This window comes from Streptomyces sp. NPDC052020 (genome assembly GCF_040680575.1).
GTDB lineage: Bacteria > Actinomycetota > Actinomycetes > Streptomycetales > Streptomycetaceae > Streptomyces.
Genome location: NZ_JBFAWY010000006.1, coordinates 34,804 through 47,513 on the forward strand (window position 1 = coordinate 34,804; position 12,710 = coordinate 47,513).

Annotated in this window: 13 protein-coding genes and 1 pseudogene; 6 read left to right on the top strand and 8 right to left on the bottom strand. The window is 73.9% G+C overall.

What is annotated here, in order from left to right; translation table 11 throughout:
- Window positions 1-72: 72 nt before the first annotated feature.
- The gene (locus AB0L74_RS07565) at window positions 73-408 is read left to right on the top strand and encodes a DUF2516 family protein (RefSeq protein WP_365646840.1); all 336 of its coding nucleotides are present in this window, start codon (window positions 73-75) and stop codon (window positions 406-408) included.
- Between the two features lie 134 nt (window positions 409-542).
- Here the strand turns inward: AB0L74_RS07565 and AB0L74_RS07570 are convergent, their stop codons facing one another.
- The 3 genes from AB0L74_RS07570 to AB0L74_RS07580 all read right to left on the bottom strand — a co-directional run bounded on the left by AB0L74_RS07570 (window position 543) and on the right by AB0L74_RS07580 (window position 4,314).
- On the bottom strand, window positions 543-1,940 hold the full coding sequence (locus AB0L74_RS07570) for a SpoIIE family protein phosphatase (protein WP_365646843.1): 1,398 nt from the start codon (window positions 1,938-1,940) through the stop codon (window positions 543-545).
- A 308-nt stretch (window positions 1,941-2,248) separates the two neighbouring features.
- Window positions 2,249-3,319: a C40 family peptidase gene (locus AB0L74_RS07575; protein WP_365646846.1), complete on the bottom strand. Its 1,071-nt coding sequence runs from the start codon at window positions 3,317-3,319 to the stop codon at window positions 2,249-2,251.
- 209 nt (window positions 3,320-3,528) lie between these two features.
- Complete coding sequence (locus AB0L74_RS07580) at window positions 3,529-4,314, bottom strand: class I SAM-dependent methyltransferase (protein WP_365646850.1); 786 nt, start codon at window positions 4,312-4,314, stop codon at window positions 3,529-3,531.
- 267 nt (window positions 4,315-4,581) lie between these two features.
- Here AB0L74_RS07580 and mshA point away from each other — a divergent pair, with 267 nt between their 5' ends.
- On the top strand, window positions 4,582-5,919 hold the full coding sequence (gene mshA / locus AB0L74_RS07585) for a D-inositol-3-phosphate glycosyltransferase (RefSeq protein WP_365646853.1): 1,338 nt from the start codon (window positions 4,582-4,584) through the stop codon (window positions 5,917-5,919).
- Window positions 5,912-6,415, top strand: a complete 504-nt coding sequence (locus AB0L74_RS07590; protein WP_365646856.1) for a YbjN domain-containing protein — start codon at window positions 5,912-5,914, stop codon at window positions 6,413-6,415. Before mshA ends, AB0L74_RS07590 begins: the two co-directional genes overlap by 8 nt.
- Before the next feature lie 86 nt (window positions 6,416-6,501).
- Here the strand turns inward: AB0L74_RS07590 and AB0L74_RS07595 are convergent, their stop codons facing one another.
- Window positions 6,502-7,317, bottom strand: coding sequence for an AraC family transcriptional regulator (locus AB0L74_RS07595; RefSeq protein ID WP_365646859.1), 816 nt, complete (start codon window positions 7,315-7,317; stop codon window positions 6,502-6,504).
- A 49-nt stretch (window positions 7,318-7,366) separates the two neighbouring features.
- Here AB0L74_RS07595 and AB0L74_RS07600 point away from each other — a divergent pair, with 49 nt between their 5' ends.
- On the top strand, window positions 7,367-7,807 hold the full coding sequence (locus tag AB0L74_RS07600) for a DUF2000 domain-containing protein (protein WP_365646862.1): 441 nt from the start codon (window positions 7,367-7,369) through the stop codon (window positions 7,805-7,807).
- Window positions 7,808-7,883: 76 nt separating this feature from the next.
- Here the strand turns inward: AB0L74_RS07600 and AB0L74_RS07605 are convergent, their stop codons facing one another.
- Window positions 7,884-9,227, bottom strand: a complete 1,344-nt coding sequence (locus tag AB0L74_RS07605) for an MFS transporter (RefSeq protein WP_365646865.1) — start codon at window positions 9,225-9,227, stop codon at window positions 7,884-7,886.
- Between the two features lie 185 nt (window positions 9,228-9,412).
- Here AB0L74_RS07605 and AB0L74_RS07610 point away from each other — a divergent pair, with 185 nt between their 5' ends.
- The gene (locus tag AB0L74_RS07610; protein WP_365646868.1) at window positions 9,413-10,174 is read left to right on the top strand and encodes a phosphoglyceromutase; all 762 of its coding nucleotides are present in this window, start codon (window positions 9,413-9,415) and stop codon (window positions 10,172-10,174) included.
- A gap of 113 nt (window positions 10,175-10,287) precedes the next feature.
- Window positions 10,288-10,512, top strand: coding sequence for a cold shock domain-containing protein (locus tag AB0L74_RS07615; RefSeq protein ID WP_365646871.1), 225 nt, complete (start codon window positions 10,288-10,290; stop codon window positions 10,510-10,512).
- 55 nt (window positions 10,513-10,567) lie between these two features.
- Here the strand turns inward: AB0L74_RS07615 and AB0L74_RS07620 are convergent, their stop codons facing one another.
- From AB0L74_RS07620 to AB0L74_RS07630, 3 genes and pseudogenes are all read right to left on the bottom strand, one after another.
- Window positions 10,568-10,702, bottom strand: coding sequence for a hypothetical protein (locus AB0L74_RS07620; protein WP_365646874.1), 135 nt, complete (start codon window positions 10,700-10,702; stop codon window positions 10,568-10,570).
- 90 nt (window positions 10,703-10,792) lie between these two features.
- Window positions 10,793-11,795 (bottom strand): annotated as a pseudogene (locus AB0L74_RS07625) (helix-turn-helix transcriptional regulator).
- A 160-nt stretch (window positions 11,796-11,955) separates the two neighbouring features.
- Window positions 11,956-12,495, bottom strand: a complete 540-nt coding sequence (locus tag AB0L74_RS07630; RefSeq protein ID WP_365646877.1) for a DUF5994 family protein — start codon at window positions 12,493-12,495, stop codon at window positions 11,956-11,958.
- Between the last annotated feature and the right edge of the window lie 215 nt (window positions 12,496-12,710).

The following is a 12,710-nucleotide window of genomic DNA, read 5'->3' on the forward strand; positions in this document are numbered from 1 at the left end:
AGCGGGCCCGCGCTTGCGGGTACGGTGACCGCGTAAATCGACGAGCCGAGTCGGGTGGTGGACGTTGTGCTGATGCAGGGGTTCGTGGGGTTCATGTGGCTGTTGAGCATGGCCCTGATCCTTTTCAGCGGTTTCGCGCTGATCGACGCCGCCACGCGCCGTGAGGACGCCTACCGGGCGGCGGACAAGCAGACCAAGCCCTTCTGGCTGATCATCCTCGGGCTCGCCTTCGTGGTGAACCTGATCTTCAACATCCTGTCGTTCCTGCCGATCATCGGTCTGATCGCGACGATCGTGTACATGGTCGACGTCCGGCCCGCGCTGCGCGGCCTGCCGGGCGGGGGCCGCAGCCGCCGCCGCGGCTCCAGCAGCGACGGCCCGTACGGGCCGTACAACGGCGGGCGGTAGGTCCGCCCCTGAGCCCCGGGTCCTCGGGCCCGCGGCCTTCGGGCCGCGTGGCCACCGCGCCCGGCCTCGCCCGCCCGGCGGGACGGGCCCGGCGGGACGGGCCCGGTGGGGGCCGGCCCGGCGTACCGGCCCCGTTACGGCACGCGGTCCAGCAGCAGGACCGCCACGTCGTCGGTCAGCTCGCCGCCGTTGAGGTCGCGGACCTCGTTCACCGCGGCCTGGAGCAGCGCCTCGCCGCGCAGCCCCTGGGCGAGCTGGCGGCGGACCATCTCCACCATGCCCTCCTGGCCGAGCCGCTCCCGGCCCTCGCCGACCCGGCCCTCGATCAGGCCGTCGGTGTAGAGCATCAGGGTCCACTCCGGTCCCAGCTCCACCTGCATCCGGGGCCAGCGCGCGCCGGGCAGCAGCCCGAGTGCCGGGCCGTTGTTGTCGTAAGGCAGCAGCCGCGCGGGGCGGCCGGGCGCGGCGATCAGCGGCGCCGGGTGACCGGCCAGGCACAGGCCGGCGCGGCGGCCGTCCGGGGCGATGTCCACCGCGCACAGGGTGGCGAAGATCTCGTCGTCCGACCGCTCGTGCTCCAGCACTTCCTGGAGCGTGCCGAGCAGCTCGTCACCGCACAGGCCGGCCAGGGTCAGCGCGCGCCAGGCGATGCGCAGCTCGACGCCGAGCGCCGCCTCGTCCGGGCCGTGGCCGCAGACATCGCCGATCATGGCGTGCACGGTGCCGTCCGGGGTCCGTACGACGTCGTAGAAGTCGCCGCCGAGCAGGGCCCGGGAGCGGCCGGGGCGGTAGCGGGCGGCGAAGCGCAGCGGGGAGCCCTCCAGGAGAGGGGTCGGCAGCAGACCGCGCTCCAGGCGGCGGTTCTCCTGGGCGCGCAGCCTGCCCTCGGCGAGCCGCCGCTCGGCCGACTCCGACCGCTTGCGTTCGACGGCGTACCGGATCGCCCGGCTCAGCAGCCGGCCGTCCAGCTCGTCGCGGAACAGGTAGTCCTGGGCGCCCACGCGCACCGCCTCCGCGCCGCGCTCGGCGTCGTTCGACGCGGTCAGGGCGAGGACGGCGTGCCGGGGCGCGAGCTCCAGGACGTGCCGCAGCACCGCCAGCTCGTCGTCGCCACCGTCGCCCGCCCGGCCGGGGGCGGGCAGGGCGAGGTCCAGCAGGATGCAGTGGACGTCGTCGGTGAGCAGCCGCTCGGCCTCGGTGAGGTTGCGGGCGGTGCGGACGCGGATCGGCTTGCCGGCCTGGTCGAGCAGGTCGGGGACGATCGGCGAACCGGCCGGGTCGTCCTCGATCAGCAGCAGCGTCAGGTTGGTGGGAGCGCTGTTCTCCGCGGTGTTCCTGGCGGTCCCGGCCTTCCTCGCCTTCTCGGTGTCAGGGGCGTCGACGGTGTGCGTGGTGTTCTCGGCGGCGTCCTGCCTGTGCGCGGCGCGCGCCTCGGAGTGCTCCGCGGACGTGCGGCCGCCCGCGGACGCTGCCTGCGCCTGACCACTCTCCACGGCCGGGATCGCTCGGGGCCGCGGTACGGGTACGGGCATGGTCTTGGGTTCCTTCCCTCCCCCCGAGGGCATGGCGGGGCGAGGGACCTCGACCCACCGACGGGGACCATAGCGGGTGCCGGTGCCGCAGCGGAATGGCGTGGGGCACGCCGCTGGGCCACCGGCCACTGTCATATGCCGCTTTCCGTGGCGCAGTTGGACGGGACGACCGGGCGCGCGGGATGACGAACGTCACGCCGGGGCGGGCCCCTCGGGGCGGGGGCGCGTGGACTGGGTCACGTGGCCCAGGTCACCTCCCGCGGACGGCCGCCGAGTTGGCGCTCCGGGCCGGTCCGGCGTCCCGTCGCTCAGGCCGGGTCCGGGCGCACCACCCCCAGGATGGGCATGGAGCCGGCGCCGGTGATCGTCACCGTCCGCCCCGGCCGCGGGGCGTGCACGACCCGGCCGTCGCCGACGTACATCCCGACATGGCTGGCGTCCTCGAAGTAGATGATCAGGTCGCCGGGGCGCATGTCCTCGGCCTCGACGTGCCGCAGCCGCTTCCACTGCTGCTGGGAGGTGCGCGGGATGGCGAGGCCGGCCGACGCCCAGGCCCGCGAGGTCAGGCCGGAGCAGTCGTACGCCGCGGGGCCCTCGGCTCCCCACGCGTAGGGCTTGCCGACCTGGGCGGTGGCGAATTCCACGGCCTTCCTGCCGTCCCCGGTCGCCTCGCCGTCGACCTCCTCCAGGATCCCGGAGTCGAGCCAGGCGGTCTGCGCCCGCTGCGCGGCCTCCCGCTCCAGCCGCTCCAGGCGCTCCCTCTCCTCCTTCTCCAGCTCGGACTCGACCTTCTCGGCCGCCGCGATCTGCTTCTCGACCTTCTTCTGGGCGGCGGCCTTCGCCCGGCGGTTCTCCTCCAGCTTCTCCCACTGGGCGGAGGCGTCCCCGGCGTAGGTCTTCAAGTCCTGCTGGGCGCGGTCGGTTTCCGTGATCAGGCCCTTGGTGGCCCGCTGGCCCTGGATCACCCGGCCCGTGCCGTCGAGGAACTCCCCCGGGTCATCGCTCAGCACCAGTTTCGCCTCGTCCGGAAGTCCGCCGGAGCGGTACTGGGCGCGGGCCGCGGCGCCGGCCCGCTCCTTGAGCCGGGCCAGTTTCTCCTGGCCCTCGGTGATCTTCCGGGCGAGCGCGGCCAGTTCGGCGGACTGCCGCCGCGCCCTCTCCTCGGCCGCGTTGTACTGATCCGTGGCCAGTGCCGCCGCGCGGTAGAGCCTGTCGAGCTCGGCGCGTACGGCTTCCAGGTCCTTGGTACCGGGGGCGGTGGCGCCCGGCGGCGGCGCGGGGCCGGGGTCCGCGAACGCCGTGCCCGGCGCGGCCAGCACGGTCACCGCGCAGACCACGGTCACGGCCGCTGCGATCAGGCCGCGTCTGCCCGTACCCATACCATGCCCCCAGCTGATTAACTGTCAGTAACATAGCTCGCCTGAGGATGGTGCCATGCCGGCGCGGAAAGCGACAGAGGCAGCGCTCCCTCCCACCCGCCACCCGGCACACCGTCTCCCCCGCTGTGTGACGTACGGCGCACGCTGATCGTTCCCCCGCGGGACCGGCGGGCGGGCCGGGCGGGGGAGCCCGTGGTCCGGCCGCGGTTTCAGGCGCGCGGCGCCAGCGCCGTCCACCGCACGGTGACCTCCCCCTGCCGCCAGCGCGCGGGGCCGTCCGTCACCGGCCAGTCCGCCGCCAGGTCCCGTACCGCCCGGATCCAGCGCTGGCGGGCGCCGTAGGCGGCATACGGCGCGGCGGCGGCCCAGGAGCGGTCGAAGTCCCGCAGGAAGGCGTGCACGGGCTCGCCGGGGACGTTGCGGTGGATCAGCGCCTTCGGCAGCCGTTCGGCCAGGTCGGAGGGGCGGCCCAGGGAACCCAGGCGGGTGGCGAAGGTCACCGTGCGGGGCCCCTCGGGGCCGAGCGCCACCCACACGTGCCGGCGCCCGATCTCGTCGCAGGTCCCCTCGACCAGCAGCCCGCCCCGGGAGTGCGCCGTGGCCGGGGCCAGCCGCGCGCACAGGCGCCGCCAGACGGCGGCGACCTCGTTCTCGTCGTACTGGCGCAGCACGTTGGCCGCGCGGATCAGATGCGGGCGCTGGGGGATCGGGATCTCGAAGCCGCCGTGCCGGAAGACGAGCCCCTCGCGCGCGTACGGCCCGGCCGCCGCGACCCGGGCCGGGTCGATCTCGACGCCCACCACCCGCGCGCGTGGCGCCGCCGTGCGCAGGCGGCGCAGCAGCTCGACGGCCGTCCAGGGGGCCGCCCCGTAACCGAGGTCGACGGCGACGGGCTCGGCGGCGCGGCGCAGCTCGGCGCCGTGCGTGGCGGCGATCCAGCGGTCCATGCGGCGCAGGCGGTTCGGATGCGTCGTCCCGCGCGTGACCGTTCCCACGACGGGGCTCCCGCCGCTCGGGCGAAGCCGAGGGCGGGGGAGGGCCGAGGCGCGGGGTGTCATGCGTACGAGGGTATGCGGGCGCCCGGAGCCGACCGGCACGCCGGGCGGTCCGGCCCGGGCGGTGCCGAACGGTTGAGCGAGGCGCGGTAATGGTTGGGCAAAGCCCGCGGACGGGGAATGGGAATGCCGCCCTCCGATGTTCGCACCCCGTGGAGGGCGGCGCGTGTCCTCCGACCGGCATGCCCGAGCAAGGAGGAACGCCACGTGAGCCAGTACGTCAGCAGGCTCGGGCGTCGCTCTCCGGCGGCTCCCTCGCGGCTCCGGCTGCACCGGCGGCCCCGTCGCGTCGCGATGCTCTCCGTGCACACGTCCCCGCTCCACCAGCCCGGCACCGGTGACGCGGGCGGCATGAACGTCTACATCGTGGAGCTCGCGCAGCGCCTGGCCGCGATCAACATCGAGGTCGAGATCTTCACGCGCGCGACCACCGCCGCGCTCCCCCCGGCCGTGGAGCTGTCCCCCGGCGTGCTCGTCCGGCACGTCGACGCGGGCCCCTACGAGGGCCTGGCCAAGGAGGACCTCCCGGCCCAGCTGTGCGCCTTCACGCACGGCGTGATGCAGGCGTGGGCCGGCCACCGCCCCGGTTACTACGACCTGGTCCACTCCCACTACTGGCTCTCCGGCCACGTCGGCTGGCTCGCCGCCCAGCGCTGGGGCGCCCCCCTGGTGCACGCCATGCACACCATGGCCAAGGTCAAGAACGCCAACCTGGCCGAGGGCGACACCCCCGAGCCCGCCGCCCGGGTCATCGGCGAGACGCAGATCGTCACCGCCGCCGACCGGCTCATCGCCAACACCGCCGAGGAGGCCGACGAGCTGGTCCGGCACTACGCCGCCGACCCGGCCAAGGTCGCCGTCGTCCACCCGGGCGTGAACCTCGACCGGTTCCGCCCGGCCGACGGACGCGCCGCCGCGCGCGCCCGCCTCGGTCTGCCGCAGGACGCCCTGATCCCGCTCTTCGCCGGCCGCATACAGCCCCTCAAGGCCCCGGACGTGCTGCTGCGCGCGGTGGCCGTCCTCCTCGACGAACGCCCGGAGCTGCGCTCCCGCCTCGTCGTCCCCGTGGTCGGCGGCCCGAGCGGCTCCGGCCTCGCCAAGCCGGAGGGCCTCCAGAAGCTTGCGGCCCGCCTCGGCATCGCGGACGTCGTACGGTTCCGCCCGCCCGTCGGGCAGGAGCAGCTCGCGGACTGGTTCCGGGCCGCGTCCGTGCTCGTCATGCCGTCCTACAGCGAGTCGTTCGGACTGGTCGCCATCGAGGCGCAGGCGGCCGGCACGCCGGTGCTCGCCGCCGCGGTCGGCGGGCTCCCCGTCGCGGTGCGCGACCGGAGCACCGGCTTCCTGGTCCAGGGCCACGATCCCGCCGCCTACGCGCGCGTGCTGCGCGATTTCGCCGACGACCCGGAACTCACGCCCCGGATGGGCGAGGCCGCCGCCCGGCACGCGCGGTCCTTCGGCTGGGACACCGCCGCGGCGGCCACGGCCGACGTCTACACGGCCGCGATCACCTCCCATCGCCGTCGCGTACGCTCGCACCATGGCTGAGGCACAGAAGGCGGCGCAGCGGGTCGTGGAGGGCGTCCTGGAGGACGCCGAACTGGAGTGGGAGAGCCCCGAGCCCGGCAACTACGCCGTGAGGCTCCCCGGCACCCGCAAACTGTCGACGACCGTCTCCCTCCTCCTCGGCCGGCACTCCCTCTCCCTGAACGCCTTCGTCATCCGCCACCCCGACGAGAACGAGGCCGCCGTCCACCGCTGGCTGCTGGAGCGCAACCTCAAGCTGTACGGCGTGAGTTACGCCGTCGACCGGCACGGTGACGTCTACGTCACCGCCCGCCTGCCGCTCGCCTCGGTCACCCCCGAGGAGATCGACCGCCTCCTCGGCCAGGTGCTGGAGGCCGCCGACGGCGCGTTCAACACCCTTCTGGAACTGGGCTTCGCGACCGCGATCCGCAAGGAGTACGCGTGGCGGGTGGCGCGCGGCGAGTCGACGCGCAACCTGGAGGCCTTCCGCCACCTGACCGAGCGCCCCGCCGACTGAGCCGGGGCCGCCCGGCCGGGCGGCGTTGCCGGTCGCGCCGGCCGCGCAGGTCCGTACCGGGCGCGGCGCAGCGCCGCGGCCGTCCGTCAGCGGGAGGCGCCGGCCCGGTACCGCCCCGGCGGCACGCCCACCAGCCGCTTGAAGTGCCGGGTCAGATGCGCCTGGTCGTAGAAGCCGGTGGCGGCGGCCACCTCGGCCGGCCGGTGCCCCTCCAGCAGCAGCCGCCGGGCCCGGCCGACGCGCCGGGACATGAGGTACTGGTGCGGGGCGATGCCGTACGCGGTGCTGAACGCCCTGACCAGATGGGCGGGATGGGCGTTCAGCAGCGCGGTGGCCTCCTCCAGCGCCAGCCCCTCGGTCACCCGGGCGTCCAGCAGTTCGCGCAGCCTGCGGGCGAGGGCGGGGTCCCGGCGCGGGGCGGGGCGTGCCCGGCCCGGCCGCAGCGCGGCCCGCAGCCGCTCGCCGATCAGCGTCAGCCGGCTCGCCGCCTCCAGCTCGTCGCCGGGACGGGCCAGCGCGGCGTGCACCTGTCCGACGCGCCGCCGCAGCACCGGGTCGCGCAGGTCGGGGCCGTCCACGGCGGGGCCGATCAGATCGTCGGCGAGGAAGGTGCCGTCCAGGTACAGGACCCGCTTGCGGAAGCCGTCCGCGGTGGCCGGGGCGCCGTTGTGCGGGACGTGCGGCGGCAGCAGCGACACCGTGTCGAGCGGGGTGCCGTGCTCGTGCCGGTCCAGGTCGTAGCGCACGGCCCCCGCGTCCACGATCAGCAGCGTCCAGGCGTCGTGGACGTGCATCGGGTAGGCGTACTCGGTGAAGTGCGCGTGGAAGACCTCCACGACGCCTGGGACGCGCGGTCGCCAGGCGGAGACGGTGGCGTCGGTGGCGGTGCGCTGCGCGGCCATGCAAAGAACGTACAAGACGCGGCCGAGCGCCGGTCGGCAGGCTGAGCGCATGAACGACGCAGCTCCCGACACCCCGCCCGTCCGCTTCGACACGAAGATCGCCGTGCTGCTCCGCGACGACCTGGAGACGTGGCAGCGCCTCAACGTCACCGCGTTCCTCGTCAGCGGCCTGGGAACGCGGCTCCCCGAGGTGATCGGCGAGCCCTACGAGGACGCCGACGGCGTGCCGTACCTGCCGATGTTCCGCCAGCCGGTGCTGGTCTTCGAGGGCGGCAAGGAGACGCTGACGGCCGCCCACGCGCGCGTGCTGTCCCGTTCCCTGCCGTGCGCGGTCTTCACCGGCGACCTGTTCGCCACGGGCAACGACCGCGACAACCGGGCGGCCGTCCGCGCCGTACCGACCGGCGAGCTGGACCTCGTGGGGCTGGCGGTGTACGGCCCGAAGAACGGCGTGGACAAGGTGCTGAAGGGGGCACGGATGCACCCGTGAGCCCGGGCCCGGCCCTGCCTCGCGCCGCCCCGGCGACCTCGGACGTCACGGTCGAAGGCGCCCCGGGACCGACTGCTCAGGCACTCGCGTCCTTGACGGCGTCCCCGGCCGCCGCCGCTTCCCCGGCCACCTTTCCGGCCGCTCGCCCCTCCGGCGTACCGGCCGCCCGCCCGTCCGGGGCGTCGCCCGACTGCTCGGCCGGTGTCTCGTCGGGCAGCCGGCGCATGAGGGCCGCGTACCCGGCGCCGGCCGCCGTACCGATCACCGCGCACAGCCCCCACAGCCACGCCGCTCCGAACCGGTCGATGACGAAACCGGACATCAGCGGGGCGACGAGGGCGGCGACGGACCAGGACATCGTGTACATGCCCTGGTAGCGCCCGCGCCCCCGCGCGGGGGAGAGGCGTACGACGAGCCCGGTCTGCGTCGGCGCGTTGACGATCTCGGCCAGCGTCCACACGCAGACCGTGAGGGCGAAGACGCCGACGGACCCGGCGAAGGCGGTGAGGCCGAAGCCGTACCCCGCCAGCAGCGAGGACACGACCAGCAGCCGCCGCGGGTCCCGGTGCTCGATGAACCGGGTGACCGGGATCTGCAACGCGACGATCAGCACCCCGTTCACGGCGATCGCCATGCCGAAGTCGGCGGGGGAGAACCCGGCCTCGCCCATGGCCACCGGCAGCCCCACGTACCCCTGCTGGAAGATCAGCGCGACGAGGAAGGACAGCCCGACGACGCCCATGAAGCGCCCGTCGCGCAGGACGGTGCCGAGTGAGACGGCGGCGGTGTCGGTGTCCGCGTCCCCGGCCGCCGCCGGGACCTCGGCGGGCCGCGACTCCGGCAGCTTCACGAACACGAGGACCGCGCAGACCATCGTCATGCCCGCCTCGATCAGGAACCCGGCGAGATAGCTGACCTCGGCGATGAAGCCGGCCGCCATGGACGACACGGCGAAGCCGAGGTTGATCGCCCAGTAGTTCAGCGAGAAGGCGCGGACACGGTCCTCGGGCCGCACGATGTCCGCCATCATCGCCTGCACGGCCGGCCGGGAGGCGTTGGAGGCCATGCCGCCCACGAACGCCACGGCGGCGATGGCCACCGGATCCCGCATGAACCCCAGCAGCGCCACGGACGCGGCCGTCGACGCCTGCGCCACCAGCAGCGTGGGCCGCCGCCCGAGGCGGTCCGTCATCACCCCGGCCGCCAGGGAGGAGATCACCCCGCCGAGCCCGTGCAGGGCCGCGACGAGACCGGCGTAGGAGGCGGAGTAGCCGCGGTCCAGGGTCAGGTACAGCGCCATGAAGGTGGCGACGAAGGCGCCGAGCCGGTTGACGAGCGTGCTGGTCCACAGCCACCAGAACTCGCGGGGGAGCCCGGAGACGGTCTCCCGGGCGGCGCGTCTCAGTGTGGCCAGTGGCATCGGTCCCCCAAGAAGGAAATGAGTGCGAGCACCCTCTGTGACCGCCATCTGTAAGCGGCTCACGCGGCGAGCACATATTACGGAGCGGACTTCCCGGCAGGCCACTCGATTAACAGCCGCCGCCAACCGTCCCGGCCGCCGGGCAGCCGGGCGAAGGGGGGAATGCGTGGATTACGCTCTGAGGCATGGCCGACGCACCGTACAAGCTGATCCTCCTCCGCCACGGCGAGAGCGAGTGGAACGAGAAGAACCTGTTCACCGGCTGGGTGGACGTCAACCTCACCCCGAAGGGCGAGAAGGAGGCGTCGCGCGGCGGCGAGCTGCTCAAGGACGCCGGTCTGCTCCCCGACGTGGTCCACACCTCCCTCCAGAAGCGCGCGATCCGCACCGCGCAGCTCGCGCTGGAGGCCGCCGACCGCCTCTGGATCCCGGTCAAGCGCTCCTGGCGCCTGAACGAGCGCCACTACGGCGCCCTCCAGGGCAAGGACAAGGCCCAGACCCTCGCCGAGTTCGGCGAGGAGCAGTTCATGCTGTGGCGCCGCTCCTACGACACCCCGCCGCCCCCGCTGGACCGCGACGCCGAGTACTCCCAGTTCTCCGACCCGCGCTACGCGACCCTCCCGCCGGAGCTGCGCCCCCAGACGGAGTGCCTGAAGGACGTCGTCGTCCGCATGCTGCCGTACTGGTTCGACAGCATCGTCCCCGACCTCCTCACCGGTCGCACGGTCCTGATCGCCGCCCACGGCAACAGCCTGCGCGCCCTGGTCAAGCACCTGGACGGCATCTCCGACGCCGACATCGCCGGCCTGAACATCCCCACCGGCATCCCGCTCTCCTACGAGCTGGACGCCGACTTCAAGCCGGTCAACCCCGGCGGCACCTACCTCGACCCGGAGGCCGCCGCGGCGGCGATCGAGGCGGTCAAGAACCAGGGCAAGAAGAAGTAAGCGCCCACGCGTAAGCTCCCTGCCTGCGGGTTCTCCGCTGGTAGGGAGCTTTCCCGTTGCCCTGGACGGTCTTCGGGCCCCCGGTAGGCCGACGGATCCCATAAGGTGCCCGCATGGTGACTGCGACTGTTCGTGAGTGGCGCGACGAGGAGGGGTGGGGCGTGCTCGACTCGCCCGAGACGCCCGGCGGTTGCTGGGGCCACTACTCCGACATCCAGATCGAAGGCTTCCGCACGCTGTCGCCGGGACAGCGGGTGGACCTCCAGTGGGAGGCCCCTGGCTTCAAGCAGGACGGGTACGACTACCGAGCGGTGAACATCGTGCCTCGGCCGGCCTGACCTCCGCCACATCTGCTTGATCGAACGCCTCAAGCGGATGTGTCGAGGGCCGACGTCACCCCTCGCGGTGCTGAGCGAACACCCGCTGCTGCTCGTCCCGCCAGCTCCAGTCGGCCGGCCGGGAGAGGAGCAGGCTCCGAGCAAGGGCGGAGGACTGCTCGGACGGCTCCCGGCTGGCCTCGTCCACCACGATCGCCGAGGGCAGTCGGGGTGTTCCGTTCCACGCACGCGACCGCAGAGGCCCGGTGATCAGGCAAGGGGCACAGTCTGTGCCCCTTGACTACGCGGCGAGCAGGCCGAGACTGACCGCGAGCTCGGAGGCGCGGCGCCGCCGGGCGGGACTCTTCGCCTCGGCCTCCTCAAGGACGATGCGCTTCGCGTAGCCGTTGTACTTGATCGTCTCGGGAGCTGCCTCGTGCGCCCGGGCCAGCGTGGCCAGCGCGACGTCGGGCTGCCCGTCGAGGTGGTAGCCGCGCGCCTCCTCGATGCGGTGGCGGGCGCGACGGGGGCGGGACGGGATCACCACGGCATCGGCTGCGGCGGCTTGCCTGACGGACTCGTCCCCCTGGTGCAGTTCCACCGCGATGGTCACGGCGTGGGCGCCCATGATGGCCCTGGAGAACGAGGTGACGGGGTGGTAGTAACCACCGGGCAGGCGGGCCGCCATCTCCCGGGCCTGGTCCCAGTACCGCCACGCGGTGCCGGTCTCGCCGCGCCGGGCCGCGGTGTAGCCGGCCTCGAACGTCAACGCTCCTGTGATGGCCAGGACATCGGCGCTCGCGTCGGGAAGCAGCGGCTCGAGGTAGGCGAGGGTCTGGTGGGTGACGTCGTCGGCGGCGTCGAAGTGGGCGGGCCCGCTGTCCCGGTGCGCCTGCGCGGCGAGCCAGACGGCGACACCGATGGCGTGGGGGTCCTCCGACTCCTGCGCCGCGATGAGACCGCGCTCGGCCACCCGCCACAGGAGCGGGGCGTCGGGCTGGTAGGCCACGAAGAACTGGGCCAGGGAGTAGACCTCGGCGAGGATGGCCTGCGTACCCCGCCGGTCCGCGACGGTATCCGCGTGCCGGACCGCGGCCTGCGTGTCATTTCGGCCAGCCTCAGTACCACGTCGAGCTTCGGGGCCTTCAGCCGCCCGGTCTCGACGCTCTTCACCCACGAGCCGGACCGGCCGACGAGCCCCCCAACTGCTCACGAGTCAGCCCGCGCCGGGTGCGGAGGATTCGCAGACGTTGCCCGAACACCAAGGGGTCGGCGTAGGGGTCCGGAGTAGCGTCAGATGGCACGGTTTCCCCCTCTCTGAACAGCTCGTCACTGCCAGGGTATGGGCCGGGGGCTTTTCTGTGGGTGGCTCCGTCGCCGCTGGGGGCCGGTCACCGACCTGTCGTCGGCCATGCTCGCGGGCTCCTCGGCCCGGTCGGTCCGCTTCAGTCCCCCTGCCCGGGGTTAGCGCGGGGCCTCGTCGGCCGGGCCGGGCGCGGAGCCGGAGGCCGGTTCGGCCGGTGCGGGGGTGGCGCCCGTGTCGATGAGGATCTGTTCGGCCGGTCTGGCGTCGTCGGTGCGGACGGCCGCGGCCATGGCGGCGTGGGCCGCCTCGGGGGCCGCGTCCGGCGGGATCACCAGGAGGGAGAAGTGGTCCTGGTCGCCTCTGGTGATGAGGACCGTGCCGTCGCCGACCGGGAAGGAGTCGAGGTGGACGACGCGGTCGTCGATGACCATGCGGGTGGGCAGCTGCTGCCAGGCGCCGGCGTCCAGACCGACGCGGGTCACCGGGCCGATGTGCTCGGTCAGCGCGCTGACCAGCGCGGGGAGCTCCGCGGCGATGTCGCGCGAGCGAGGCCACCAGGCGCCGTCGAGTACTCCGCGGCGGTCGTGGGTCGTCTCCAGCCGCACGACGGCCGTCCCGGGTCGCACCTCCCGGTGACCGGGGCCGGGGCCGGTGTCCGGCAGGAGGCCGGGCTTGCGCGGGGCGTCGGATGGGGACATGGGCACTCGCCTGTCTGCCGGGATGGCGGACGGTCCTGATCGGGGTCGCGTCCTCGTTCCAACGTACTCCTCGGAGCGCCCGACTCCGGGCTCGCCGGGCGGAAGGGCGGGCCGGCGCGGCGTGGTCCGTCAGCCACGGGCGCGCGGGGACGGGCGCGCGGGTGGGGGCGGAGTAGGGTGAGAGGTGGTCCGCCGATCTTTGTCCGAGGGCACGA

Excerpts from the sequence above, each read along its gene's own strand:
- AB0L74_RS07565 (WP_365646840.1), top strand. The coding sequence starts at position 73 with ATGCAGGGGTTCGTGGGGTTCATGTGGCTGTTGAGCATGGCCCTGATC.
- AB0L74_RS07570 (WP_365646843.1), bottom strand. The coding sequence starts at position 1,940 with ATGCCCGTACCCGTACCGCGGCCCCGAGCGATCCCGGCCGTGGAGAGT.
- AB0L74_RS07575 (WP_365646846.1), bottom strand. The coding sequence starts at position 3,319 with ATGGGTACGGGCAGACGCGGCCTGATCGCAGCGGCCGTGACCGTGGTC.
- AB0L74_RS07590 (WP_365646856.1), top strand. The coding sequence starts at position 5,912 with ATGGCTGAGGCACAGAAGGCGGCGCAGCGGGTCGTGGAGGGCGTCCTG.
- AB0L74_RS07595 (WP_365646859.1), bottom strand. The coding sequence starts at position 7,317 with ATGGCCGCGCAGCGCACCGCCACCGACGCCACCGTCTCCGCCTGGCGA.
- AB0L74_RS07600 (WP_365646862.1), top strand. The coding sequence starts at position 7,367 with ATGAACGACGCAGCTCCCGACACCCCGCCCGTCCGCTTCGACACGAAG.
- AB0L74_RS07605 (WP_365646865.1), bottom strand. The coding sequence starts at position 9,227 with ATGCCACTGGCCACACTGAGACGCGCCGCCCGGGAGACCGTCTCCGGG.
- AB0L74_RS07610 (WP_365646868.1), top strand. The coding sequence starts at position 9,413 with ATGGCCGACGCACCGTACAAGCTGATCCTCCTCCGCCACGGCGAGAGC.
- AB0L74_RS07615 (WP_365646871.1), top strand. The coding sequence starts at position 10,288 with ATGGTGACTGCGACTGTTCGTGAGTGGCGCGACGAGGAGGGGTGGGGC.
- AB0L74_RS07630 (WP_365646877.1), bottom strand. The coding sequence starts at position 12,495 with ATGTCCCCATCCGACGCCCCGCGCAAGCCCGGCCTCCTGCCGGACACC.